The following is a 25547-nucleotide window of genomic DNA, read 5'->3' as shown; positions in this document are numbered from 1 at the left end:
TGGCGTAAGAACTGACTGAAAGCGCAGGCGAAGAGATAAAAAAAGCCGCAGAGCGCGGCTTTTCAGACTGGGCAGACGTTACTGTGGGAACCACTGATCGCTGATTTTCTGGTACGTGCCGTCAGCTTTGATTGCCGCCAGCGCGCTGTTCAGTTTTTCCAGCAGGGCTTTGTTATCCGGGCGAACCGCGATGCCAAGGCCAGTACCGAAGTATTGTGGGTCGGTCACTTTATCAGTGGCTACGCCTAGCTGCGGGTTGGTTTTAAGCCACTCGTTAACCACAGCGGTATCGCCAAATACGCCATCAATACGACCATTTTTCAGGTCGATAATCGCATTCTGATAGCTGTCGTAGGCCACGGTTTTCACTTCAGGATGTTTGTCCTGCAAGTATTTCTGGTGCGTGGTGCCGTTTTCCATGCCGATGCGTTTTCCTTTCAGGTCGGCAAAGGTTTTATAGGTGTCTTTTTTCGCAATCACCAGCGCGGAGTTTGCATAGTACGGCTGAGTAAATGCAACCTGCTTGCTACGCTCAGGCGTGATATCCATTCCGGAAATTACCGCATCATATTTCTTAAATTTCAGCGCGGGGATCAGGCTGTCGAAAGCGTGATTGGTGAAAGTACAGTCAGCCTGCATTTGTTTGCACAGCGCCGTTGCCAGATCGATGTCAAATCCGACAATTTTATTGTTTGCGTCGAGCGACTCAAATGGCGGGTAAGTGGCTGATACACCGAAACTAATTTTATCAGCGGCTGAGGCGCCAGCGGCGAAAGTAGCAAGTAATGCAGCCAGTACTAACTTTTTCATGGTGGAACTCCCGTCTGTCAATCTTATGATTATTTACCGTATCTGCGGCGTGGATTAACAATGCCATTTAATGAATTTATATGCAATAAAAATGATTAAGTATTTTTTTGATATAAAAAAAGACGGACAATTTAGGTTCTTGTCCGTCTTTATTATTTTGCTTTATGCATATTTGCCGGATGGCGGTGCTAGCACCTTATCCGGCCTACAAAAGGTGCATGAACCGTAGGCCTGATAAGCGTAGCTCCATCAGGCATATGTTTAATTCCGCTGTTCAAACGCCAGCGCTTTACGTTCGATTAAGCGCATCATCAGCGTCAGCAAACCGTTGACGATCAGGTAAATCACACCTGCCGCACCGAAAACCATGACGTCATAAGTGCGACCATACAGCAACTGGCTATAGCCCATGACTTCCATCAGCGTGATGGTGTATGCCAGCGAAGTACTTTTAAACACCAGCACCACTTCGTTGGAATACGAGGAGAGGGCGCGTTTAAAGGCGTACGGCAACAGAATCGCCAGCGTATCCTTCTTGCTCATGCCCAACGCTCCGCAGGACTGCCATTGGCCTTCCGGGATTGCACGAATAGCGCCGTAGAACAGCTGAGTGGTATAGGCCGCACTGTTTAACGACAGCGCAATTAAAGCGCACAGCCACGGTTCTGACAGCAGATGCCACAGCACCGGATACTCTTGCAACGTCGGAAATTGTCCTGGCCCGTAGTAGATCAGGAAGATTTGCACCAGCAGCGGTGTACCGGTAAACAGCGTGATATAAGCGCGAACCAGCCAAACCAGAACCGGTGTTTTCAGCGTCAGGATGACGGTGAAAATCAATGCCAGCACCAGAGCAACCACGATGGAGGCGACCGTCAGCGTCAGGCTGGTATGCAGCCCTTTCAACAATTCAGGTAAATACTCAAGCATCAGCCTGGTCTCCGCTCAAAACGTGTCGCGCGCAGGTCAATGCGTTTGAGAATGTACTGACTTACCAGCGTAATCACCAGGTAAATAGCCGCCGCCACAATATACCAGGTAAACGGCTCCTGGGTACGGGTGGCGATGCTCTTGGTTTGCAGCATCAGATCGTTCACGCTGATAAGGCTGACCAGCGCAGTATCTTTGAGCAATACCAGCCACTGGTTACCCAGTCCCGGTAGTGCATGACGCCACATCTGCGGCATCACCAGACGGAAGAAGATCGCAGCTTTAGACAAACCTAATGCCTGACCTGACTCCCATTGTCCGAGTGGCACGGCCTTCAGCGCGCCACGCAACGTTTGCGACGCGTAAGCGGCATACAGCAATGACAGCGCAATCACACCGCACAGGAACGGACTGACGTCGAAGTTTTCGATCTGCATCTGAACCGGGATTTGAACAAACCCGAGATTGATCGTAAAGCCATCGGCTAGCGTCAGCAGCAGCTGCGAGGAGCCAAAATAGATAAACAGAACCACCAGAATTTCCGGCAGACCGCGCAGGATGGTGACCAGAGCTGAGCCGGCCCATGCCACTGGACGCCATTTAACTGACTCCCAGACGGCAAACAACATGGCAAGCGCGAGGCCAATGATCAGCGCACAAACGGCAAGGCCGACGGTCATCCCGGCGGCGCTTGCTAAAGGAAAAAATTCATTCATCAAATATTACTTCTGGAACCATTTGTTGTAGATGGTCTCGTAAGTCCCATCTTTCTTCACTTTTTCCAGCGCAGCGTTAAATTTCTGCTGCAGTTCGGTATTGCCCTGGCGCACAGCAATGCCCAGACCGGTACCGAAGTAATCTTTATCCGTCACTTTGTCGCCAACCGCGGCGAGCTTAGGATTATCTTTCAGCCACTCGGTCACCACTGCGGTATCGCCAAATACGCCGTCAATACGACCGTTTTGCAGATCGAGTTTGGCATTCTGGTAGCTGTCATACGGCACGGTAGTCACTTCCGGATGTTTATCCATGATGAATTTCTGGTGCGTAGTCCCGTTTTGTACACCGACTTTTTTGCCTTTCAGCTGATCAATGCTGGTGTATTTACCCTGTTGGCCAACAAACAGCGCAGAGTTGTCGTAATACGGGGTGGTGAACAGCACCTGTTTTTCACGCTCTGGGGTGATGTCCATACCGGCCATTACCGCGTCAAAACGACGGAACTTCAGGCTCGGAATCAGGCTGTCGAAGGCCTGATTGGTGAAGGTACAGGTAGCGTCAATCTCTTTACACAGCGCATTCGCCAGATCAACGTCAAACCCGACGATCTTGTTATTAGCATCGATTGATTCAAACGGAGGATAAGACGCTTCGGTGGCGAAACGAATGGTTTGGGCTGCGGTAGCGGAAAGGCTAAAACCTGCGATTAGCGCGGCAATCAGAACTTTTTTCATTGTATTGTCCCGAATCTTAGTGAGAAAGATAGTTTTTAAACGCTTCGGTTTGCGGGTTGGCAAAGCAGCTCGCATCCCCAAACTCGACGATATGACCGTTTTCCATATACACCACACGGCTGGCCGTTTTACGGGCAACTTCCACTTCGTGAGTGACGATCACCTGAGTAATGTTGGTTTCCGCCAGTTCACGAATGATGCTGACGATTTGGGCGGTAATTTCCGGGTCAAGCGCGGCGGTCGGTTCATCAAACAGCAGCACCTGTGGCTCCATCATCAACGCGCGGGCAATGGCCACACGCTGTTGCTGGCCGCCTGAGAGATGCAGCGGATAGCGATCGCTGTATGGCTTCAGGCGCAGACGTTCCAGCAGTTTCTCGGCGCGCGCCATCGCTTGCTCTTTTGTCAGACCCAGTACGCGGCAGGGCGCTTCAATCAGATTCTGCACAACCGTGAGATGTGGCCAGAGGTTGTATTGTTGGAAGACCATGCCCACGTTTTGACGCAGATCCCGAATGGCTTTATCTGACGGGGTCTTAGTGAAGTCGAAACGGTTACCCGCAATAGAGAGCGTGCCCGAGCGCGGCATCTCAAGCAGGTTGAGTACGCGCAGCAGCGAGCTTTTCCCGGCGCCACTTGGGCCAAGTAACACCAGTGTTTCACCCTGAGGGCAATCCAGCGTGATATCGAACAGCGCCTGATGTGCGCCGTAGAAGCAGTTAATGCCGTTTAATTGAATACTCATTGACACTCGATACTGGCAGTCTGATAGCTATTGAAGCCGCAGATACTACCTTTGACAGAATAGTTATGCAATATTTATGCGTTAAAAGTTAAATGCAAACCGCATTCTTATCTAAACATAGCACAAAATAGCGGGGCCACCAGTGGGCAAGAATAATTGTCGGCATTCTATGCAGAATGCCAGACAATTTATGGGGGTTATGATTTAAGCAGGTGAATGGGGCGGTTAGCGGTTTTCGACAGACTGGCGCAGCGTCCCGGCTGGCGCGTGTACGCTGCCGCCCAGATAGCGGACATCGTCAACGACCCAGCACTGGCCTTCACGGATCATCAGCACTTCATCACGCCAGCTTTGGTCACCTTGTTTCAGCTCTACACGCAGTGGAATGTTGCGTGCATCACTATTCGGAATAGTCGATGCGCTGGCGACGCTGGCGCTGTCCGGTAATGTGGCGCGACTGGAGAACGGATCGCTGTTAAACAGTTCGCGATGCGCGTTATCACGGCTGGCATCGTTCAGCAGCTTAGCCAGGTCGTCGCTGATGTACGGGCGAAGGGCGGTAATGTCATTGTTTCGATGCTGAATACGGTAATCATAGAATTGTTGAGCCACGCTGTCTGGCCCGCCTTCTACGCATGAACCGCTACGCGTGCCGTTATCTTTATAGACCGGCGTCACGGTAGTACAAGCGCTGAGAAGTAGTGCACAGGGAACCAGCAGAGAGAGTTTCGAGTAGCGCATAATGATTTCCTTATTAGCTTTCTACTATTAGTGTTCTACGTTGATAGAATATATCCTTTCAATGATAGTGGATCGGTTCGATAATGCTTTTGAGATCGTGCTCTTAGCGCAAAAAGGAGATTAATCATGCAGTTTTCGACAACCCCTACGCTGGAAGGACAGAGCATCGTGGAATACTGCGGTGTTGTTACTGGCGAAGCCATTTTAGGCGCGAATATCTTCCGCGATTTTTTCGCCGGCATTCGCGATATTGTCGGCGGTCGCTCCGGCGCGTATGAAAAAGAGCTGCGTAAAGCGCGTGAAATTGCTTTTCAGGAGCTTGGTGAACAGGCGAAAGCACTCGGTGCTGATGCGGTAGTCGGTATCGATATCGATTACGAAACGGTGGGCAAGGACGGTAGCATGCTGATGGTGAGCGTCAGCGGCACCGCGGTGAAAACTCGTCGATGAAACGTCTGTTGTATTTGCTGGCATTAACGCTACTGCTGGTGGGGTGTGCTGGCGAAAAAGGAATAGTCGACAAAGACGGGTATCAGTTAGATACCCGCCGTCAGGCGCAGGCTGCTTACCCGCGCATTAAAGTGCTGGTTATCCATTACACGGCGGATGATTTCGACGCTTCTCTGGCTACGCTGACCGATAAAAACGTCAGTTCACACTATCTGATCCCGGCAGTGCCGCCGCTCTACCACGGCAAGCCGCGTATCTGGCAACTGGTCCCGGAAAAAGATCTGGCCTGGCATGCAGGGATTAGCTTCTGGCGCGGCGCTACGCGTATCAACGATACTTCGATCGGCATTGAGCTGGAAAACCGCGGCTGGCAAAAATCAGCGGGCAGCAAGTATTTTGCGCCGTTTGAGCCCGCGCAAATTCAGGCGTTAATCCCATTGGTGAAAGATATTATCGTCCGCTACGACATAAAACCGCAGAATGTGGTGGCCCATGCGGACGTCGCTCCGCAGCGCAAGGACGATCCCGGCCCGCTATTTCCGTGGAAAGCACTGGCCGCTCAGGGCATCGGCGCGTGGCCGGATACCCAGCGCGTGGCATTTTATCTTGCCGGACGAGCGCCCCATACGCCGGTAGAAACCGCATCATTACTCGATCTGCTGTCGCGCTATGGTTATGAAGTAAAACCTGATATGACGCCGCGTGAACAGCAGCGGGTGATTATGGCGTTTCAGATGCACTTCCGCCCGACGTTGTGGAACGGCGTGGCGGATGCAGAAACTCAGGCAATTGCTGAAGCGTTACTGGAGAAATACGGGCAGGGTTAACGCGGCAGCTTACCGTGGTCACGCAGCCAGGCCGCGGTACGCTCAATTCCTGCATCCAGCGTCACAACGGGCTGATAACCCAACTCTTCCTGAGCGCGGGAAGTATCCAGCGTAAAATCAAAATTCAGCTTCGAGACGCCGTAATGCGTAAGCTTTGGCTCTTTCGCCGATTTATTGCCTAAACGCTCCATGCTGCGGGCAATCATATCCAGCATCGGGTAGGGCACGGAGCGGATACGGCAATCAATATTCAGCTCGTCGATAAGTTTCTGCACAATGCTGCGCAGGGTGCGATGCTCGCCGTTGGTAATGTTGTACGCGCGTCCCGACGGCAGCTTATCGCAGGCTTGTTGACTGGCCAGCCACATCGCGTGCACTGCATTCTCGTAGTAGGTCATATCCACCAGCGCGCTTCCGCCGTGCGGCAGCAGGATACTGCCGTAGTGATACATCATATGGGCCAGGCGTGGAATAAAGACTTTATCGTGAGGTCCGAACAGACTTTGTGGGCGCAATACCGTGAAGCGGGTCTGAGGGTTAGCCTGCGCGAGCAGCGCAATTACCTCTTCGCCTGCCGCTTTGCTGCGGGCGAATTCATTGGCGAAGCGATGTGGACGGAAATCTTCTTTGATATCGCGATGGTGGTGATAATCAAAATAGAGCGATGGAGAGGAGATATGAATGAAGTTACGTACGCCCCAGGCCACGGCCCACTCGCCCAGACGTCGGGTCGCTCGAACGTTGGCCAGATCGAAGGCTTCCTGAGTTCCCCACGGTGAGGTAAAACTGGAGCAGTGCCACAGCGTGTCGATGCCGGCAAGCATCACTTTTGCCTGTGAAGACACCAGCTCGGTCAAATCGGCATGTACAAACTCTGCGCCCATTTTCTCCAGCAGCTTGCCCATCGCTTCATTGCGACCGGTAGCTCTGACGCTGACGCCTTTGCTGCATAGAAACTCAACCGCGTTTCGGCCCAAGCCGCTGGTGGCTCCGGTAACCAGTACCTTCATATCAATCCACTGTGTTTAAAAAACATCGTGCGCATTCTTCCGTGAAATACGCCTGTATGCAATGGGAAACATGAAAGAATACAGGCTCTTTTTATCATTAGTCTGTGATTTGTTCTGCAAGTTTAGCAATACGCTTCGCCATCCCTCTGAAAATGAACAGATGAGCTGGGATCATCAACAGCCAGTAGAAGAGTCCTGGCATGCCGTGCGGATGCCACCAGGCACGTACATCAATGCGTCGGTGATCGCCTTTATCTTCCAGGGTGAAACTCAGGCGACCCAAACCAGGCGCTTTCATCCCAAACAGCAGCGTCAGCTGTTTTTCTGGTTCAACGATGATAACTTTCCAGCTATCGACGGTATCGCCAACCTGCAACAGAGAGTGTTCTGGTCGACCTTTAGCCAGCTTATGGCCAACCAGCAGGTCTAACGCCGCCCGCGTCTTCCACAAAATATTGCCAAAAAAATAGCCTTCTTTGCCGCCGAGTCGATTCACAACCTGCCATAGCGCTTTTTTGCTGGCGGAGGTTTCAACGCTAAAGCCTGCCTGTTTGGCAAAATAGCCATATTCAGGGCGCCAGCGGGCAAACGCCTGCGCGTCGTAACCCCAGTCGCTGGAATTGACCAGCTTCTCCTCTTCTTTCAACGTGCTGCGTACCGCGTCATCAAAGGCAATCAACTTTTGCGGGATCAGCGCGCGTAACTCGGTGTCATCGGCCAGCAGATCGTGTTTTAAACCCTGGATAAGCGCTTTGGCCGTGGTCGGCGGTACTGACGTAATGACGTTTAAAAACCAGACCGAAATCCAGCGGGTAGGAAAGGGGATGGGGATGAGCAGGCGATGTTTACCGCTGACCGCCATAAAATGCTCGAACTGTTCCTGATAGCTCAACACCTGCGGCCCGGCAGCTTCGAGTATGCGGTGATGGCTTGTGGGATGGTCCAACAGCGCCACCAGATAGTACATCAAATTTTCCAGCGCGATGGGCGTGGTACGCGAACGTACCCAGCGCGGAGGGGTGAGAACCGGCAGGTTATAGACCATGTCGCGCATCACTTCAAAGGCGGCGGAACCTGCCCCTACGATAATGCCAGCGCGCAATTCCGTCATTGGCACGCCTGACTCTCTCAGGGTGTCAGCGGTTATTTGCCGCGCACGCAAATGATCGGACTGTTCATGCCGGGGAGCCTGTAATGAGCTCAGGAAAATAAGCTGTTTAACTGGCGTATTACGCAGCGCATCGCGTACGTTCATCGCCACATGGCGTTCGTGGGCGATAAAATCACCGCCTTCACCCATACCATGAACCAGATAGTAAACCGTATCAACACCCGTCAACAGCGGGGTGAGGTTATCTGGCCAATTCAAATCGACCTTATGGCAACTGACATTGGCCAGTTGCTGCTTTTCCAGACGTTCAATGCGGCGTGCCGCAGCCAGCACCTGATGCCCTTGCTGGCTGAGCGCCTGAACCAGATGCTGACCAATGTAGCCACTGGCGCCAAGAACCAAAATCCGTTGCGGCACGCCCATCTCCTTAGCGGGTTAAAAAAGCGCGCCAGTGGGCGACGACTTCAGCAAGTTGTTCACGCGATACGTCCAGATGCATCACCAGGCGCACAATCGGGGAGGCGTTAATCAGCACGCCTTGCGCTTTCATGTATTCACCCAGCGCGGCAGCGTGCTCTTCACCAACGCGAACAAACAACATGTTGGTGTCGTGGCGCATGACGTCTGCCCCTGCTTCGCGCAGTTGTTCTGCCATCCAGGCGGCGTTGTCATGGTCTTCCTGCAAACGCGCCACGTTATTTTTCAGCGCATACAGTCCCGCCGCCGCCAGAATACCGGCCTGGCGCATTCCGCCACCGGTCATTTTGCGCCAGCGAATGGCGCGCTTGATGTAGTCCTGGCTGCCGACCAGCAGCGAACCTACCGGCGTTCCCAGACCTTTGGAAAGACAAATGGTGAACGAGTCGCAGTATTGCGTGATGTCTTTAAGCTCACAGCCATAGGCGACGATGGCGTTAAAAATACGCGCGCCGTCGACGTGTAGGGCAAGATTGCGCTCACGGGTGAATTCCCAGGCGTCTTTCAGATACTCGCGCGGAAGCACTTTGCCGTTGTGGGTGTTTTCCAGACTGAGCAGACGGGTGCGGGCAAAATGGATATCGTCAGCTTTGATTTTCGCTGCCACTTTGTCTAACGGCAGGGAACCATCCGGGGCGGCGTCGATGGGTTGCGGTTGAATGCTGCCAAGCACCGCTGCGCCGCCCGCTTCATAGAGATAGTTATGTGCGCCCTGACCGGCAATATACTCTTCGCCGCGCTGGCAATGACTGAGCAGCGCAACCAGGTTTGCCTGAGTGCCGGTGGGTAGGAAAATAGCGGCTTCTTTGCCAGAGAGCTCTGCAGCGTATTGCTGGAGAGCGTTAACGGTAGGGTCATCACCGTACACGTCGTCCCCGACCGGGGCTGCCATCATCTCTTCCAGCATGGCGCGACTTGGCCGGGTGACGGTATCACTGCGTAAATCAATCATGGTGTCTCCTTATTACACTTCATCCTTCAAGCTGCCTCTACGTTGGCCGCACCCTTAAACCCCAGTCACATAGTTTACCTATGCTCCTGGGGGTTTTCGGGCTAGCCGCCTTGATGCATCATGAATGATTTTGTGTGTGATTTAATAAGGATGTTTTACCTGAGCCAGTTAGTTTTCGCCAGTTCCATCACTTCATCACCGCGCCCACTAATGATTGCGCGCAACATATACAGGCTAAAACCTTTCGCTTGTTCGAGTTTGATCTGTGGCGGGATGGCTAACTCTTCTTTCGCCACAACCACATCGACCAGCACCGGGCCGTCAATCGACATTGCCCTTTGCAGCGCTTCATCAACCTCTGAGGATTTCTCCACACGAATGCCCGTAATACCGCAGGCTTCGGCAATCCGCGCGAAGTTGGTATCGTGCAGCTCCGTGCCGTCGGTCAGATAACCGCCAGCCTTCATCTCCATCGCCACAAATCCCAGTACGCTGTTGTTAAAGACGATAATCTTCACCGGCAGCTTCATCTGGACCACCGACAGAAAGTCGCCCATCAGCATACTAAATCCGCCGTCCCCGCACATTGCGACAACCTGGCGTCCCGGTTCGGTCGCTTGGGCGCCGAGTGCCTGCGGCATGGCATTGGCCATCGATCCATGATTAAACGAACCGAGCAGGCGACGTTTGCCGTTCATTTTCAGATAGCGTGCCGCCCACACCGTTGGCGTGCCAACGTCGCAAGTGAAGATGGCGTCGTCTGCGGCAAAGTGGCTAATTTGCTGTGCCAGATACTGCGGGTGAATGGCTTTATCGCTGGGTTTAGCTAAATCATCCAGCCCTTTGCGCGCTTCACGGTAGTGCTCCAGCGCTTTGTCCAAAAACTTCCGCTCTGTTTTTTCTTCCACCAGCGGTAGCAGGGCGCGGAGGGTGGATTTAATATCGCCCACCAGCGCCATATCAACTTTACTGTGCGCGCCGATGCTCGCCGGATTGATATCAATCTGAATAATTTTGGCGTCGGTTGGATAGAACGGGCGATAGGGGAACTGGGTGCCGAGCAGGATCAGCGTGTCGGCATTCATCATGGTATGGAAGCCGGATGAAAAGCCAATTAGCCCGGTCATGCCCACGTCGTACGGATTATCGTATTCAACATGCTCTTTACCCCGCAGGGCGTGCACAATCGGCGCTTTGATTTTAGCCGCAAACTCGACCAGCTCTTTATGCGCACCGGCGCAGCCGCTGCCGCACATCAGAGCGATATTGCTGGAGTAGCGCAGCAGTTGCGCCAGTTTTCTGAGCTCTTCCTCTTCCGGAGTGACCACCGGCAGCGGCGCATGGTACCAGTGCGTGGTGGCGCTCTCAGGGGCCGGCTTCAGCGCGACATCGCCAGGTAATACCACTACAGAGACACCGCGGTTGAGCACCGCTTTACGCATGGCAATTGCCAGCACCTGTGGGATCTGTTCAGGGCTGGAAACCAGCTCGCAATAATGGCTACATTCGCGGAATAACTCTTGCGGGTGGGTCTCCTGGAAATAACCGCTGCCTATCTCGCTGGATGGAATATGTGCGGCAATGGCCAGCACCGGAACGTGGTTGCGGTGGCAATCAAACAGGCCATTAATCAGGTGCAGGTTGCCTGGCCCACACGACCCTGCACAGACGGCCAATTCACCCGTTAACTGCGCTTCAGCACCTGCGGCGAAGGCAGCAACCTCTTCATGACGGGTTGGCATCCAGTCAATCGTTCCCATACGATTCAGACTATCACTTAGGCCATTGAGTGAGTCACCCGTTACACCCCAAATGCGTTTTACGCCAGCTTGTTCGAGTGTTTTAGCAATAAAAGCGGCAACCGTTTGTTTCATGGTTTTCCTTCTCCTTTAATGTGATACCGGTTACAAGTTTAGATGAAGATAATAGTTATGCTTCTCATTCCCCCTTATTTCCGGCAGGTTTCATTTGACCTGTACTAAGCGTAGTTTGTTATTGGACATGGCGAAACAAGGAATAAATTCAGATGGTTATAAAACTATTAAATAGCGTTAACCGGGTACTGACTCATGAAGATTTTGGCAAGTTTTTGTTACGCCTGGCCGTGGGTGGGCTGATGCTTTTTCATGGGTTGCATAAACTGTTCGCGGGTATTGATGGCATCAGCGGCATGCTGATAGCGAAAGGTTTCCCGGGCTTTATTGCGTATGGCGTCCTGCTGGGAGAAGTTGTAGCGCCGTGTCTGATTATCCTTGGGATCCTGACGCGTCCTGCAGCGTTGGGGCTGGCGTTTACGATGGTTGTGGCATGGCTGATGGTTGGGATGGGCGAAACCTGGTTACTGGATAAAACCGGTGCATGGGCGATTGAAAGTCTGGTGTATTTCTTCATCGGCGCGCTGGCCGTGGCGTTTTTGGGGGCGGGGCGATTCTCCCTTGCCGGAAATTCAGCCTGGCGATAGTTTGCCATCCGAGAATCAATACAGAGGCGGGAACGCGTAGCCTTGCTCCGCCTCGTCGTTCATTGTGTAGCTAATCTATGTCGTCTCTGTTCCAGAGTTTGTGCCGACGTCTCAGCGCTCGCTGCGTCAATGCTTTGGCCATCGCGGCGCCTATTTCAGCGCTGACCACCAGTCCCTGAATGAACGGACGATCGTGCATCAACCACGGCAGCCCGCCAAAAGCGATGCGATTGCGGGCATACTCCGGCGCTTGCAGTGTGTAATCCTCGCCAATCTCCGGGATCTCATCGCCACAAGCCAGCAGTTGATCGCGTAGCGTTGGGAACGGGATATCTTTGCTCTGCAATGCCCGTTGTCCTCGGGCGTCAATAAACACATCAAATTCGTGGCGCTGGCCCTGGTGGTAAATCACCGTCATTCCCTGTTCATTCATACGCTCATAATCTGAGCCGAGCGCGAGGATCTCTATCAGCCCGGCGTCGTGCAGCGCCAGCAGTCGGCGGACAGACTCAGACGGGATAGCCGCATAGTTATCAATAAATACGCGCGCCAGTCCGCGCCTGAAACGTTTTTCGTCGCAGTCATCAAGATGAGGGACTATCTCTTCGATAACCTCGTGCAGGCGCAGCAAGGTATATCGCCAGGCGACGGTATGTTGTTCCTGCTTGTTGCGTTCAACCTCCACCAGATTACGTCTCGCCCAGTCAAAAGGGTCATGCCTGATCCTGTCGGCAAAATAGACTTCGGGGAATGTGTCGGCGTTAAGCGTCGCAAGTGTTATCTGTTGGCACCACCCTGGCGCCGCATCTTGCAGTTGTCGAGCAATAAGGCGGAAGATGCGGTCCAGCAATCCGTTTTGGCCCCGGGCAATGGCGTCTTCAATCGCTTCTGGCGTCGCGATATTCAGCGGTTCATAGGGAAGAGGACAGTAAAAATCAGCTTCAGGCAGCACTCCGCTGCGCGACATCAGGGTCAGTTTCAGATTTTGGCTGTCAGGTTTACGTGTGAACCGCAGTGAATGGTCGGTATTGGTCGTAAAGGTGCCATGCTGACAGACCACGGCCATCGCTGCGTCGATAGCGCTTAGCGATGTGCCCAGAATCCCCACCCTACAAGCGCTAATCTCGGCGTCCATCAGACCGGTCCACGGACTGGGGAAAAACTTGCGTGCCTGAGCATCCGTTTCGGGCCACAGATGACCGGTAGCGATAGCGGCGAAATCCACCTCAACGGGTTCGGACGCGCGGTTGATCCACAGGGAGACCCCATTCGACGTTGCTTGCAGGTCGGTGACCTGGCTTGATTCATATATGCGAATTGTAAAACCGGCTCTTTGTGCGTTATCGACGATGGCTAAAAAACGATCGCGATAATAGTCGCCGAGGATCACGCGGGGCAAAAATTGCCGCTCATGCAAAGAGGTGCGTTCAATTCGAAACTGCGCCAGGTAGTCATCGCTTTGATTTTGTAGCCACGTCAGATAGCTGATATAAATCGGTGGGATCTCGATGCTGGCTATATTTGCCAACATGTGTTCTGCGTTGTTGTCGCTGTTATAAGGCATGCCGACGCCCGCTTCCTCAGCTTGCTCATAAAGCTGTATCTCCAGCGGTTCACCACGCTCAACCAGGGCATAAAACGTATAAATACCGGTGGGACCGACGCCGACAATGGCCACTTTTTTCATGGGGATCCTTGTAGAAAGTTCGACGTGGTAGTCGGGGATATTGCTTACGTTGTGCAGGGTAAGTGTGGTCGATAATTGGCGGGAGGAAGGTGCTATTTTGCCCTTGGGGATGGAAAAATCAGAATTTTGCAGCGCCTGACAGGATAAAAAAAGGCCACCCGGTATAGCCAGGTAGCCTTTTGTACATCTGATATCAGGCGATTACGCCAGCACTAAGTCACTCTGCGGATGGCAGGAGCACGCCAGTACATAACCTTCAGCGATTTCTGCGTCGGTCAGCGTCATGGTGCTGCTTACCGTGTAGTTACCGTCAACCACTTTAGTTTTACAGCAGCCGCAAACGCCTGCACGGCAAGCGGCAACAACCGGTACTTTATTGCTTTCCAGCGCTTCCAGCAGCGTACTGCCCACCGGCGCATAAAACTCTTTCGCCGGCTGCAGTTTAGTGAACTTCAGACCGCTGGTGGCGGCTTCAGCCACCGGGGTAAAGAACTGCTCTTTAAAGAAGCGCGTCACGCCCAGCGCTTTGACTTCTTTCTCGACCAGATCCATGTACGGCGCCGGGCCACAGGTCATCACGGTGCGTGAGGCGAGGTCCGGAACGCTTTGCAGCAGTTCGGTAGTCAGTCGGCCGGAAACAAAACCTTCAGTGGCATTGTTTTCAGCAACTAATGTCACCGGATACTCGCGCCATTCGTCGGCAAAAATAACATCTTGCGGAGAACGTACGTTGAAGATCACCTGCACATCAGCCTGTGGGCGGTATTTTGCCAACCAGCGGCGCATTGACATGATTGGCGTAACGCCGCAGCCGGCGGCCAGCATCAGGAACTTGTCTTCCGCTTTATCTTCACAGGTGAATTCACCCATTGCATCAGACAGCCAGATATAGTCGCCGCGCTTCACGTCGCGGGTCAGCCACTGTGAGCCTGCGCCATCGTCAATTCGGCGGATGGTCAGCGTGATGTATTCGCTAACGCCCGGCGTTGAAGAGATGGTGTAAGCACGCAGTGTGTCCGCTGAATTACGTACGCTGACCAGTGCATACTGCCCGGCGCGGTATGGATAATAGTCGTGGCACAGCAACGAAATTGTCCATACATCCGGCGTTTCCTGATGGATGTGATGAACCTGCATCCGCCATGGGCACTGATGAGTTGGCATTGTCATTCTTTACTCCTTACGCGCTCAGCAATTGCTTCATGTCTTCTTCAACGGTGGTCACGGAACGCAGACCGAACTTCTCGTTGAGCACGGCCAGCAGGTCCGGTGTGAAGAAGCCTGGCGCGGTCGGGCCAGTAACGATATTTTTCACGCCCAGAGACAGCAGGGTCAGCAGGATAACAATCGCTTTCTGTTCGAACCAGGAGAGCACCAGAGACAATGGCAGATCGTTCACGCCACAGCCCAGTTTCTCAGCCAGGGTTACCGCCAGGATGATGGCCGAGTATGCATCGTTACACTGACCGGCATCCACCAGACGCGGCAGACCTTCGATATCGCCGAACTCCAGTTTGTTGAAACGGTATTTACCGCACGCCAGGGTCAGGATCAGGCAGTCGTCCGGTACGCTGGTCGCGAAATCGGTGAAGTAGTTACGTTCGCCACGTGCGCCGTCACAACCGCCCACCAGGAAGATGTGACGCAGTTTTTCACGGCTGACCAGGTCGATCAGGGTATCCGCGGCGCCCAGCAGGGTTTGACGACCAAAACCTACGGTTATCAGGTGCGGAATTTCGCTATACGGGAAGCCCGCCATTTGCTGTGCCTGAGCAATTACCGGACCGAAGTTGTCGCCTTCGAGATGGCTCACGCCCGGCCAGCCGACGATGCTACGGGTCCAGATACGGTCGTCGTACGCGCCAACGGTTGGGTCGATGATGCAGTTAGAGGTCATCACGATTGGACCAGGGAAGCGGGCGAATTCAACCTGCTGATTCTGCCAGCCGCTGCCGTAGTTACCGATCAGGTGTTTGAATTTACGCAGTTCCGGGTAACCGTGTGCCGGCAGCATTTCACCGTGGGTATAGACATTAACGCCGGTACCTTCGGTTTGCTCCAGCAGGTTGTACAGATCTTTCAGGTCGTGACCGGAGATCAGAATGCACTTACCTTCGGTGGCTTTGACGTTGACCTGAGTCGGAGTCGGGTGACCGTATTTGGTGGTTTCACCGGCGTCCAGAATGCTCATCACTTTGAAGTTCATCTGGCCGATTTCCATTGAGCACTCCAGCAGAGCGTTCATATCAGAAGGCCAGGTACCCAGCCACGCCATGATTTTGTGGTACTGAGCATAGATGTCGTTGTCGTACTGACCAAGAACGTGCGCGTGCTCCATGTAAGCTGCCGCACCTTTCAGGCCGTACAGGCACAGCAGACGCAGGCCGAGAATATTCTCGCCGATGGCTGCTTTGTCTTTATTCGGGGTAAATTCAGCGGCCTGACGTTGCAGGTCGCCCAGATCGTCGCTGACCAGTTGCAGATCGGCCATCGGGTTGACGACCGCGGCATTCGCGTCGATGTTCAGGCATTGCGCTTTCAGGGCGTCGCGCATGGCGATAGCTTCACGGGCATAGCCAACAATACGTGGGGAATCGAAGTTTACGTTGGTCAGCGTGGAGAAGAACGCACGCGGCGCAAAGTTATCAACCTCATGGTCGATGATGCCGTATTCACGTGCTTTAACAGCCCATGCAGACAGACCTTGTAGGGAAGCAATCAGCAGATCCTGCAAATCGGAGGTTTCAGCCGTTTTACCGCACATACCCTGCGCGTAAGAGCAGCCGTTTCCTGCCGGAGTACGGATGGTTTGTTCACATTGCACACAAAACATGGTCACACCTTTTTAAAGTTATATTTAATATACATGTTTAAGGTTATGCCTGTGCGCGAAGGGATAAAAGGGATTTCTGCTACAACTTGCAGGGAGATTGATTTAGCGCAATTTTGGCGGTAGCTGACTACCGCCAGGGAGGTATTTGTTCGGGTTTCAGGCGGAGAAAAACGCCATCAGCAGAGGCACCAACAGACTCAGAATAAAACCGTGAACGATGGCTGCCGGGACCATTTCCAGGCCGCCGCTGCGTTGTAGTACGGGCAGGGTAAAATCCATTGATGTCGCGCCACATAGCCCCAACGCGGTAGAGCGGCTACGGCCAACCAGTCCTGGAATCAACATAATGGCGATCAGCTCGCGCGCCAGGTCGTTGAAGAAGGCGGCACTCCCAATTACCGGGCCGAACGATTCGGTCAACAAAATACCTGACAGGGAATACCAGCCAAAACCTGACGCCATCGCCAGCGCGGTTTTCAGCGGCAGGCCGAGAATCAACGCATTGATAACCCCCGCCAGCATCGAACTGGCGACCACCACCACCGCCACAATCATCCCCCGGCGATTCAGCACAATTTGCTTTAAGGTCATACCGCTGTTGCGCAGTTGGATCCCCACCAGGAACAGTAAAAAGATTAACGTATATTCGCTGGCTTCGGTGGCGTGCTGCAGAATGGGAAGACCGGTGAGGCCGAGCAGAAAACCGATGACGACGACGCCGCAAAGCTGAAGTGACTCAAGCGCCATTGCTATTCGTGAGGGGAGCTTTTCTTGCTTGTGATTATGTCGCCAGGGCAGCGTACGCTCCAGCCAGAACAGCGCCGCGATATTACACAGCAAAATGACCGTCACGCTGACTGCAGAATAATGAAGAATGGCCAGCAGGTTACTGGCGAGATTATCCAGAAACGCCAGACTGATACCCATAAAAAAGAGAATAAGGTAGACGATCCAGCTCAACAGGCGATTGATTATTTTTAATGCAGCCCTGTGCCGAAGCGGAATAAGGTAGCCCACAATAAGGGGAACCAGAATGATTAACAGCCCTGAAAACATGAAAACCCGATCCTTGCTGAGATGTAAGACGAAATGCGCCAGCACACACTACTCAATGCAAAGAGGGGAGTAAAGTTGCAAATAAAAGGAAATATAGAGAGGAAAAAAAAGACCTGACTTTCGCCAGGCCTTTTTGTTAGCGATTAATCGCGTTTTTCGAGCAGGGTGCGGTAAATAAGACCGCCGAGAACCCCACCGATAATCGGCATAACCCAGAAGAACCACAATTGTTGTAACGCCCAGCCACCCTGGAAGATGGCTACTGCGGTACTACGCGCCGGGTTTACCGACGTGTTGGTAACCGGAATACTGATCAAGTGGATCAGGGTTAACGCCAGACCAATCGCAATGGGGGCAAAACCTGCCGGAGCATGTTTATCAGTTGCGCCGTGGATCACTAATAAGAAACCAGCGGTCAGAATAATTTCAATTACTACGGCAGAAAGCATGGAATAGCCGCCTGGTGAATGTTCACCAAAGCCGTTCGAGGCAAAACCGCTGGCGGAGGCATCAAAACCTGCTTTACCGCTGGCAATAAGATACAGCGCCGCTGCTGCAACAATACCGCCCACAACCTGAGCAATAACATAACCAATAACGTCTTTTGCCGGGAAGCGACCGCCAGCCCATAAACCGAAGGTTACCGCTGGGTTAAAGTGCCCACCGGAAATATGACCTACGGCGAATGCCATGGTCAGTACGGTCAGACCAAACGCCAGGGCCACACCGGCAAATCCAATACCCAACTCCGGGAATGCTGCGGCCAGTATTGCGCTACCGCACCCGCCAAAGACGAGCCAAAACGTACCGAAGAATTCGGCTGCTAATTTCCTGAACATAACCACCTCAATTAAAAGTTCCGGGTTCGTGTTCCTTGCCCGGTAATTCATCGCTAAAAAGGGACGATGATGAAAGAGCGGGTATTTTAGATAAAAAAATCATCCCTTCGCCAGTTAAATTGATGAAAAAATTTGATTTAAGGCAATATGTTGTTATTCCTTTATGAATATTGGATGAATGAAGCATAGTTCAATTAGAAAAAGGTGATGATTGAGTTCTGAAATAATATTCCGAGGAAAACATAAGAAGAATATTCTTATATTATTCAATTTCTGCGACTAACCTCCTGATGATATCGGGTGTCCTGCGCGCCCGCTTGCCGTTATACTCCTGATAACTTGAAGGAAAAAGTTAGCATTTCCGGAGGCTATATGATTCTCGAACGCGTTGAGATTGTTGGATTTCGTGGTATTAACCGTCTGTCGTTGATGCTGGAGCAGAGCAACGTGCTGATTGGGGAGAACGCGTGGGGGAAGTCCAGTCTGCTGGATGCCTTAACCCTTCTGCTGTCACCGGAAACTGATTTGTACCACTTTGACCGCGAAGATTTTTGGTTCCCGCCGGGTGATATACAAGGGCGGGAACATCACCTGCATATCATCCTGACCTTTCGTGAGTCTCAACCGGGTCGCCACCGCGTACGCAGATATCGTCCTCTGGAAAACTGCTGGACGCAGTGCCAGGATGGCTATCACCGCATTTTCTATCGGCTGGAAGGTGAATGTGCGGATGATGGTAGCGTTCTGACGTTACGCAGTTTTCTTGATGGCGAGGGCCACCCGCTCACTCTTGACGACATTAACGATATGGCGCGGCATCTCGTGCGTTTGATGCCGGTCCTGCGCCTGCGCGACGCGCGTTTCATGCGACGTATCCGTAACGGTACGGTGCCGGATTCGGCGGATGTCGAAGTGACCGCCCGGCAACTGGATTTTCTGGCGCGCGAATTGGCCACCCGACCGCAAAACCTGACAGATGGGCAGATACGTCAGGGGCTATCGGCTATGGTCCAGCTGTTAGAACACTATTTTTCTGAGCAGGGTTCCGGCCAGTCCCGCTATCGTCTGATGCGTCGGCGTTCTAATAACGAACAACGTAGCTGGCGCTATCTGGATATTATCAACCGGATGATTGATAAACCCGGCGGACGCACGCACCGGGTGATCCTGCTGGGCCTGTTTTCAACGTTGTTACAGGCCAAAGGTACGCTGAGACTGGATAAAGACGCCCGGCCTTTGCTGCTGGTCGAAGATCCGGAAACGCGTTTACATCCTATTATGCTCTCCGTTGCCTGGCACCTGCTGAATTTACTGCCTCTGCAGCGGGTAGCGACTACCAACTCTGGTGAACTGCTGTCCCTCACGCCCGTGGAACACGTTGTCCGCCTGGTGCGTGAATCCTCCCGGGTTGCTGCCTGGCGGCTTGGACCGGGTGGGATCAGCGCAGAAGATGGTCGGCGCATTGCCTTCCATATTCGTTTCAATCGTGCTTCGTCGTTGTTTGCTCGCTGCTGGCTACTGGTGGAAGGCGAAACGGAAACCTGGGTCATTAACGAACTGGCCCGACAGTGCGGCCACCATTTTGACGCGGAAGGTATCAAGGTGATTGAATTTGCCCAGTCTGGACTTAAGCCGCTGGTTAAGTTTGCCCGCCGGATGGGAATCGAGTGGCATGTGCTGGTCGATGGAGATGAAGCCGGGAAAAAGTATGCCGCTACGGTGCGGAGTTTATTGAATAACGACAGGGAAGAAGAGCGCGATCATTTAACCATGCTCCCCGCGCTGGATATGGAACACTTTATGTATCGCCAGGGATTCGCTGACGTTTTTCACCGGGTGGCGCAAATCCCCGAAAACGTGCCCATGAATATGCGCAAAATTATCTCAAAAGCGATTCACCGGTCGTCAAAACCAGATTTAGCCATTGAGGTGGCGATGGAAGCCGGGCGGCGCGGCGTTGACGCGGTGCCAACGTTGCTGCGAAAAATGTTTTCCCGCGTGCTGTGGTTGGCACGCGGCAGAGCGGATTAGTGGCGAAACATCGACGACAGCTGCGAGTGGATGCTGTCCAGTAGCTGATAGCGACGGCGGTATTCCGCGCGTTTTTTGCTGGCAATGTCCGCTTCGCTTTTTCGCGCCATTGTGCGTGGAATATGATAGTAACCGTGGCTGTCGCACTCACCGCCAACCGACTCCCAAAATGTGTTGTAGTCGGAAAGGATTACCTTGTTTTTGTCGTGGTAACGAGGGCTGCGAAAAATATGCTGTTCATTGCTGACAGCAAGAATTTGTTCGACATTCAATTGTTCTGCAAAACAGCAAATGGCTTCCATCACAATACGTTTTGGGAAAATCCCATGGCATGACTTGGTCGCTTTTTGAATTTCTTCATGTGGCAGTAATCGGCTGCCTCCCTGTAACCCGCCAATAAACAACGTACTGCTTCCTTGATAATTGCATAGCGTAAACGTCATTTCCGCTAAAGTCTCGCCAGCGCAATTACGTACCAAAATGGTGCTTTCACCTTCTTTATCCAGTGAGATAAATGAGGCCATTATTACGTTAAATATTTCGCTGTTTTTGCCTTCAATTTGTGCCAGTTGTAATCCATCTGCACTTAAATAATCCTTAAACTCAGTGGTTGAAAAAGAGCTGCGGATAGCATGGTAATGATAACGCACAGCATCCAGTTTCGTCTTCCGGTCAAGGTTTTGCGCAAGATAGGCGCGATGCAAACGAACCGGCAATCGAGGCTGGCGTGCAAGTACGCTATCCAGGTCAGGCCATTGTGCCAGCTCAGACATCCATTCACGCGTTAATCTCGGCATAAGCGCTGAGCGCAACAAAAACTTACGACGAAAGCTTCGCTGATGCCAAAATTTTCCGGGGCGCCAATGTCCGGTCATCAGGCTACAAAAGAGACTAAAACTTGTGACTGGTTTTGAAGAATGAAAAGTGCTGTCAGTTAGCTGGCTCATAATAACAATCCGATGGATACTCTGGCACTAATTTCAGCACAGCGGATCTTAACCATTCATCAATAACTCTGTTATTCTTGCATTTTTCAACGGCTATTTATTTAACGTTGATGTTTAACACTTCACTCTGGTGGACGTATTGGGGGAAATTGGGACATTTATGAAGCTCAAGGGAAAAATCAAAAAACGCTATATTCTTTTCGCCATCATCATTATTGTGGCGATAATTGCACTTTGGCGAACGCTTAATGCGCCTTTACCTCAGTATCAAACCTTAATTGTTCGTCCGGGCGATCTGCAGCAAAGCGTACTGGCAACCGGGAAACTGGATGCGCTGCGTAAAGTTGACGTCGGGGCGCAGGTCAGTGGGCAGTTAAAAACGCTGTCTGTCGCGATTGGCGACAAAGTAAAAAAAGATCAACTGCTCGGCGTTATCGATCCTGAACAGGCGCAAAACCAGATCAAAGAGGTCGAAGCGACGCTGATGGAATTACGCGCCCAGCGGTTACAGGCTGAAGCCGAGTGGAAACTGGCGCGGGTGACGCTTTCCCGTCAGCAACAGTTGGCGAAAACCCAGGCGGTCTCACAGCAGGATCTCGACACCGCGGCTACCGAGATGGCGGTAAAACAGGCGCAAATCGGCACAATTGACGCACAAATTAAGCGTAATCAGGCCTCTCTTGATACGGCAAAAACTAACCTTGATTACACCCGCATCGTCGCGCCAATGGCAGGTGAAGTCACGCAAATTACTACCCTGCAGGGGCAAACCGTTATTGCCGCCCAGCAGGCACCTAACATTCTGACGCTGGCCGATATGAGCACCATGCTGGTGAAAGCGCAGGTTTCCGAGGCGGATGTGATTCATCTGCATCCTGGGCAAAAGGCCTGGTTTACCGTTCTCGGCGATCCGCAGACGCGTTACGAAGGTAAGCTCAAAGATGTTCTTCCGACGCCAGAAAAAGTGAATGACGCTATTTTCTACTATGCTCGCTTCGAAGTTCCCAACCCGAAAGGGATCCTGCGCCTGGATATGACCGCGCAGGTCCATATTCAGCTTACGGATGTTAAAAATGTCTTGACGATCCCGCTGTCGGCATTGGGCGATCCTATCGGCAACAATCGTTATAACGTCAGGCTGCTGCGCAACGGCGAAACCCGCGAACGTGAAGTGATTATCGGCGCGCGTAATGACACCGATGTGGAGATCGTGAAAGGGCTTGAAGAGGGGGATGAAGTCATCACCGGTGAGGGCAACGCTGGAGCTGCAAAATGACGGCATTGCTTGAACTGAGCAATATCCGCCGCAGCTATCCGTCAGGCGAAGGCCAGGTTGAGGTGTTGAAGGACGTATCCTTGAGCATTCAGGCCGGGGAAATGGTGGCGATTGTCGGGGCGTCTGGCTCGGGTAAATCGACGCTGATGAACATTCTCGGCTGTCTGGATAAACCCACCAGCGGTACGTATCGGGTTGCCGGGCGTGATGTCTCCACGCTGGATAGCGATGCGCTAGCGCAACTGCGTCGTGAGCATTTCGGTTTTATCTTCCAGCGTTATCATTTGCTGTCGCATTTAACCGCCGCGCAAAATGTTGAGGTACCCGCGGTCTACGCTGGCACCGAACGCAAACAGCGCCTGGCTCGTGCGCAGGAACTCCTTCAGCGGCTGGGGCTGGGTGACAGAGTTGACTATCAGCCTTCTCAACTTTCCGGTGGTCAGCAGCAGCGGGTCAGTATTGCGCGTGCGCTGATGAACGGTGGGCAAGTGATCCTTGCCGACGAACCCACCGGGGCGCTGGACAGCCATTCCGGCGAAGAGGTGATGGCGATTTTGCATCAGTTGCGCGATCGCGGGCATACGGTGATTATCGTCACTCACGATAGCCAGGTCGCCGCGCAGGCTGAACGCGTCATTGAAATTCGTGACGGCGAGATTGTGCGCAATCCTCCGTCGCACAAGCCCTCTGGCGGGCGCGACATCGTGGAGCCGACGGTGAAAGCGGCGTCCGGCTGGGGGCAGTTTGTCAGTGGTTTTCGTGAAGCGCTCACTATGGCCTGGCTGGCAATGGCCGCGAATAAAATGCGAACGCTGCTGACCATGCTTGGGATCATCATCGGTATTGCTTCGGTGGTGTCGATCGTGGTGGTTGGCGATGCGGCTAAACAGCTGGTGCTGGCGGATATTCGCGCTATCGGCACTAATACCATCGATATCTACCCTGGCAAAGACTTCGGCGACGACGACCCGCAATATCAACAGGCGTTGAAGTATGACGATTTAACGGCGCTACAGAAGCAGCCATGGGTAAGTTCGGTGACGCCTGCGGTGTCGAAGAACCTGCGGCTACGCTATGGCAATATCGATGTGGCAGCCAGTGCTAACGGCGTGAGCGGCGACTATTTCAACGTCTATGGCATGACGTTTAGCGAAGGGACCACTTTTAACGCTGAACAACTGGCGGGCCGCGCTCAGGTGGTGGTGCTCGACAGCAATACCCGGCGTCAGTTGTTCCCCAATAAAGCGAAAGTCGTTGGCGAAGTCGTGCTGGTGGGGAATATGCCTGCCACGGTTATCGGCGTTGCAGAAGAGAAACAGTCGATGTTTGGCAGTAGCAAGATCCTGCGGGTCTGGCTGCCTTACAGCACCATGTCCGGGCGAATTATGGGGCAGTCGTGGCTGAACTCGATAACCGTGCGGGTGAAGGACGGTTTTGATAGTGCCCAGGCCGAGCAGCAGCTCACCCGATTGTTGACGTTGCGCCACGGTAAGAAAGATTTCTTCACGTGGAACATGGACGGCGTCTTGAAAACTGCCGAAAAGACCACACGTACATTACAACTCTTCCTGACGCTGGTGGCGGTGATTTCGCTGGTGGTCGGTGGGATTGGCGTGATGAATATTATGCTGGTGTCGGTAACCGAGCGAACGCGCGAGATTGGCATTCGTATGGCGGTTGGCGCTCGCGCCAGTGACGTGCTGCAGCAGTTCTTAATTGAAGCGGTGCTGGTATGTCTGGTGGGCGGTGCGTTAGGTATTAGCCTGTCGATGTTGATCGCCTTTACGCTTCAGCTATTCCTGCCTGGCTGGGAAATTGGTTTCTCACCCGTGGCCTTGTTGACGGCGTTTCTGTGCTCAACCGCGACCGGGATTTTGTTTGGCTGGCTACCAGCACGAAATGCGGCGCGGCTGGATCCGGTAGATGCCCTGGCGCGGGAATAATGCCACTGAGATAAAAATGCCAGCCGCAAGGGCTGGCATTTTGACTGCGGGATGTACACAATGAGACAGAAGAGTTATGCGACTGCTTCTGCTTCAATGACAGGCACGATGACACTGGCATGATTGCCTTTTGGCCCCTGGTGGACATCAAACTGGACAGACTGTCCGGCTTTTAGCGTTCTGTAACCATCCATCTGAATGGTGGAGTAATGGGCGAAAATATCTTCGCCGCCGCCTTCGGGGCAGATGAAACCAAACCCTTTGGCGTTGTTGAACCACTTAACAGTACCCGTTTCCATACTTCGACATCCTTCGTAAATCTTATATAAGTAAGATGGAATGAACCGGTGGCGGAGTGGGGGCTGTTCAAAACCTCGCCAACTCTCGAAACTACAATTTAGAGAAATCAGGCGAGGCGTCAAGCGCCAGGCAGACGGAATAGGGTAAAAATGCATCAAAATTTGAAGCAGTTAACGCTATTGTCGGTTATGTGACAGATGTCGCGGATGGCACTAATAGATGATAGTTATCTAATACTTGAGGTAGATTGATTGTGCGCATAGGCTGCTTGTCAGCGGCAAGATTTTCTGCCGGAAACCGTAACTGAAGATGACGACAGACAATGGGTAAGACGAACGACTGGCTGGATTTCGATCTGCTGGCGGAAGATAAATTGCGCGACGCGCTAAAACCGCCATCTATGTATAAAGTGATATTAGTCAATGATGATTACACTCCGATGGAGTTTGTTATTGACGTGTTACAAAAATTCTTTTCTTATGATGTAGAACGTGCAACGCAACTGATGCTTGCAGTTCACTATCAAGGTAAAGCGATCTGCGGCGTATTCACTGCCGAAGTAGCTGAAACCAAAGTGGCGATGGTGAACAAGTATGCGAGGGAGAACGAGCATCCGTTGCTGTGTACGCTAGAAAAAGCCTGAATGCAGGCATAAATATTGGGGGAG

General features: G+C 52.7%; 24 protein-coding genes. 7 read left to right on the top strand and 17 right to left on the bottom strand.

From position 1 onward, the window contains the following. Window positions 1-78: 78 nt before the first annotated feature. The 6 genes from artJ (LA337_14950) to LA337_14925 form a co-directional block, all read right to left on the bottom strand. On the bottom strand, window positions 79-810 hold the full coding sequence (gene artJ, locus LA337_14950; protein UBI14480.1) for an ABC transporter substrate-binding protein ArtJ: 732 nt from the start codon (window positions 808-810) through the stop codon (window positions 79-81). A 261-nt stretch (window positions 811-1071) separates the two neighbouring features. After that, window positions 1072-1740: an arginine ABC transporter permease ArtM gene (gene artM / locus LA337_14945; protein ID UBI14479.1), complete on the bottom strand. Its 669-nt coding sequence runs from the start codon at window positions 1738-1740 to the stop codon at window positions 1072-1074. After that, window positions 1740-2456, bottom strand: a complete 717-nt coding sequence (artQ, locus tag LA337_14940; protein UBI14478.1) for an arginine ABC transporter permease ArtQ — start codon at window positions 2454-2456, stop codon at window positions 1740-1742. The genes artM and artQ overlap by 1 nt, the downstream gene beginning before the upstream one ends. Before the next feature lie 6 nt (window positions 2457-2462). Further along, window positions 2463-3194: an arginine ABC transporter substrate-binding protein gene (gene artJ / locus LA337_14935; GenBank protein ID UBI14477.1), complete on the bottom strand. Its 732-nt coding sequence runs from the start codon at window positions 3192-3194 to the stop codon at window positions 2463-2465. Window positions 3195-3210: 16 nt separating this feature from the next. Further along, window positions 3211-3939 carry an arginine ABC transporter ATP-binding protein ArtP gene (artP, locus tag LA337_14930; protein UBI14476.1) on the bottom strand — a complete coding sequence of 243 codons (729 nt, stop codon included), beginning with the start codon at window positions 3937-3939 and terminating at the stop codon, window positions 3211-3213. Window positions 3940-4164: 225 nt separating this feature from the next. Then, complete coding sequence (locus tag LA337_14925; protein ID UBI14475.1) at window positions 4165-4680, bottom strand: lipoprotein; 516 nt, start codon at window positions 4678-4680, stop codon at window positions 4165-4167. 126 nt (window positions 4681-4806) lie between these two features. Between LA337_14925 and LA337_14920 the strand changes: the two genes are divergently transcribed. Together LA337_14920 and LA337_14915 are read left to right on the top strand one after the other, a co-directional pair. Further along, a complete protein-coding gene (locus LA337_14920; GenBank protein UBI14474.1) occupies window positions 4807-5130 on the top strand; it encodes a heavy metal-binding domain-containing protein in 324 nt (107 codons plus the stop codon). Continuing rightward, a complete protein-coding gene (locus LA337_14915) occupies window positions 5127-5957 on the top strand; it encodes an N-acetylmuramoyl-L-alanine amidase (GenBank protein ID UBI14473.1) in 831 nt (276 codons plus the stop codon). Before LA337_14920 ends, LA337_14915 begins: the two co-directional genes overlap by 4 nt. Here the strand turns inward: LA337_14915 and LA337_14910 are convergent. From LA337_14910 to poxB, 4 genes are all read right to left on the bottom strand, one after another. Then, a complete protein-coding gene (locus LA337_14910; protein ID UBI14472.1) occupies window positions 5954-6967 on the bottom strand; it encodes an NAD(P)-dependent oxidoreductase in 1014 nt (337 codons plus the stop codon). The two genes, LA337_14915 and LA337_14910, sit on opposite strands and share 4 nt — an antisense overlap. A gap of 97 nt (window positions 6968-7064) precedes the next feature. Further along, complete coding sequence (locus tag LA337_14905; GenBank protein ID UBI14471.1) at window positions 7065-8495, bottom strand: SDR family oxidoreductase; 1431 nt, start codon at window positions 8493-8495, stop codon at window positions 7065-7067. A gap of 10 nt (window positions 8496-8505) precedes the next feature. After that, window positions 8506-9507, bottom strand: coding sequence for a low-specificity L-threonine aldolase (gene ltaE / locus LA337_14900; GenBank protein ID UBI14470.1), 1002 nt, complete (start codon window positions 9505-9507; stop codon window positions 8506-8508). A 155-nt stretch (window positions 9508-9662) separates the two neighbouring features. Continuing rightward, window positions 9663-11381: a ubiquinone-dependent pyruvate dehydrogenase gene (gene poxB / locus LA337_14895; GenBank protein UBI14469.1), complete on the bottom strand. Its 1719-nt coding sequence runs from the start codon at window positions 11379-11381 to the stop codon at window positions 9663-9665. Window positions 11382-11533: 152 nt separating this feature from the next. On the opposite strand from poxB, the gene LA337_14890 reads away from it, so the two are divergent. Further along, window positions 11534-11968 (top strand): DoxX family protein, encoded by a 435-nt coding sequence (locus LA337_14890; protein ID UBI14468.1) that lies wholly within the window; start codon window positions 11534-11536, stop codon window positions 11966-11968. Between the two features lie 70 nt (window positions 11969-12038). Here the strand turns inward: LA337_14890 and LA337_14885 are convergent, their stop codons facing one another. The 5 genes from LA337_14885 to aqpZ form a co-directional block, all read right to left on the bottom strand. Continuing rightward, window positions 12039-13655, bottom strand: coding sequence for an FAD-NAD(P)-binding protein (locus tag LA337_14885; GenBank protein ID UBI14467.1), 1617 nt, complete (start codon window positions 13653-13655; stop codon window positions 12039-12041). A gap of 201 nt (window positions 13656-13856) precedes the next feature. After that, window positions 13857-14825 carry an NADH oxidoreductase gene (gene hcr, locus LA337_14880; GenBank protein UBI14466.1) on the bottom strand — a complete coding sequence of 323 codons (969 nt, stop codon included), beginning with the start codon at window positions 14823-14825 and terminating at the stop codon, window positions 13857-13859. A 10-nt stretch (window positions 14826-14835) separates the two neighbouring features. Continuing rightward, the gene (hcp, locus tag LA337_14875) at window positions 14836-16488 is read right to left on the bottom strand and encodes a hydroxylamine reductase (protein UBI14465.1); all 1653 of its coding nucleotides are present in this window, start codon (window positions 16486-16488) and stop codon (window positions 14836-14838) included. 156 nt (window positions 16489-16644) lie between these two features. Further along, complete coding sequence (locus tag LA337_14870) at window positions 16645-17544, bottom strand: lysine exporter LysO family protein (GenBank protein ID UBI14464.1); 900 nt, start codon at window positions 17542-17544, stop codon at window positions 16645-16647. A gap of 143 nt (window positions 17545-17687) precedes the next feature. Continuing rightward, window positions 17688-18383 (bottom strand): aquaporin Z, encoded by a 696-nt coding sequence (gene aqpZ / locus LA337_14865; protein UBI14463.1) that lies wholly within the window; start codon window positions 18381-18383, stop codon window positions 17688-17690. Between the two features lie 372 nt (window positions 18384-18755). Between aqpZ and LA337_14860 the strand changes: the two genes are divergently transcribed. After that, window positions 18756-20414: an ATP-dependent endonuclease gene (locus LA337_14860; protein UBI14462.1), complete on the top strand. Its 1659-nt coding sequence runs from the start codon at window positions 18756-18758 to the stop codon at window positions 20412-20414. Here LA337_14860 and LA337_14855 read toward each other — a convergent pair. Then, on the bottom strand, window positions 20411-21361 hold the full coding sequence (locus tag LA337_14855) for a VirK/YbjX family protein (GenBank protein UBI14461.1): 951 nt from the start codon (window positions 21359-21361) through the stop codon (window positions 20411-20413). The two genes, LA337_14860 and LA337_14855, sit on opposite strands and share 4 nt — an antisense overlap. A gap of 160 nt (window positions 21362-21521) precedes the next feature. On the opposite strand from LA337_14855, the gene macA reads away from it, so the two are divergent. Both macA and macB read left to right on the top strand, forming a co-directional pair. Then, window positions 21522-22637 carry a macrolide transporter subunit MacA gene (macA, locus tag LA337_14850; GenBank protein UBI14460.1) on the top strand — a complete coding sequence of 372 codons (1116 nt, stop codon included), beginning with the start codon at window positions 21522-21524 and terminating at the stop codon, window positions 22635-22637. Further along, window positions 22634-24580 (top strand): macrolide ABC transporter ATP-binding protein/permease MacB, encoded by a 1947-nt coding sequence (gene macB, locus LA337_14845; protein ID UBI14459.1) that lies wholly within the window; start codon window positions 22634-22636, stop codon window positions 24578-24580. Before macA ends, macB begins: the two co-directional genes overlap by 4 nt. Window positions 24581-24654: 74 nt before the next feature. Here the strand turns inward: macB and cspD are convergent, their stop codons facing one another. Next, window positions 24655-24879 carry a cold shock-like protein CspD gene (gene cspD, locus LA337_14840; protein UBI14458.1) on the bottom strand — a complete coding sequence of 75 codons (225 nt, stop codon included), beginning with the start codon at window positions 24877-24879 and terminating at the stop codon, window positions 24655-24657. Window positions 24880-25202: 323 nt separating this feature from the next. Between cspD and clpS the strand changes: the two genes are divergently transcribed. Then, window positions 25203-25523 carry an ATP-dependent Clp protease adapter ClpS gene (gene clpS, locus LA337_14835; protein ID UBI14457.1) on the top strand — a complete coding sequence of 107 codons (321 nt, stop codon included), beginning with the start codon at window positions 25203-25205 and terminating at the stop codon, window positions 25521-25523. Window positions 25524-25547 lie beyond the last annotated feature (24 nt).

Source organism: Citrobacter europaeus, assembly GCA_020099315.1.
GTDB lineage: Bacteria > Pseudomonadota > Gammaproteobacteria > Enterobacterales > Enterobacteriaceae > Citrobacter > Citrobacter europaeus.
This window is presented reverse-complemented; position numbering and strand designations above follow the sequence as displayed.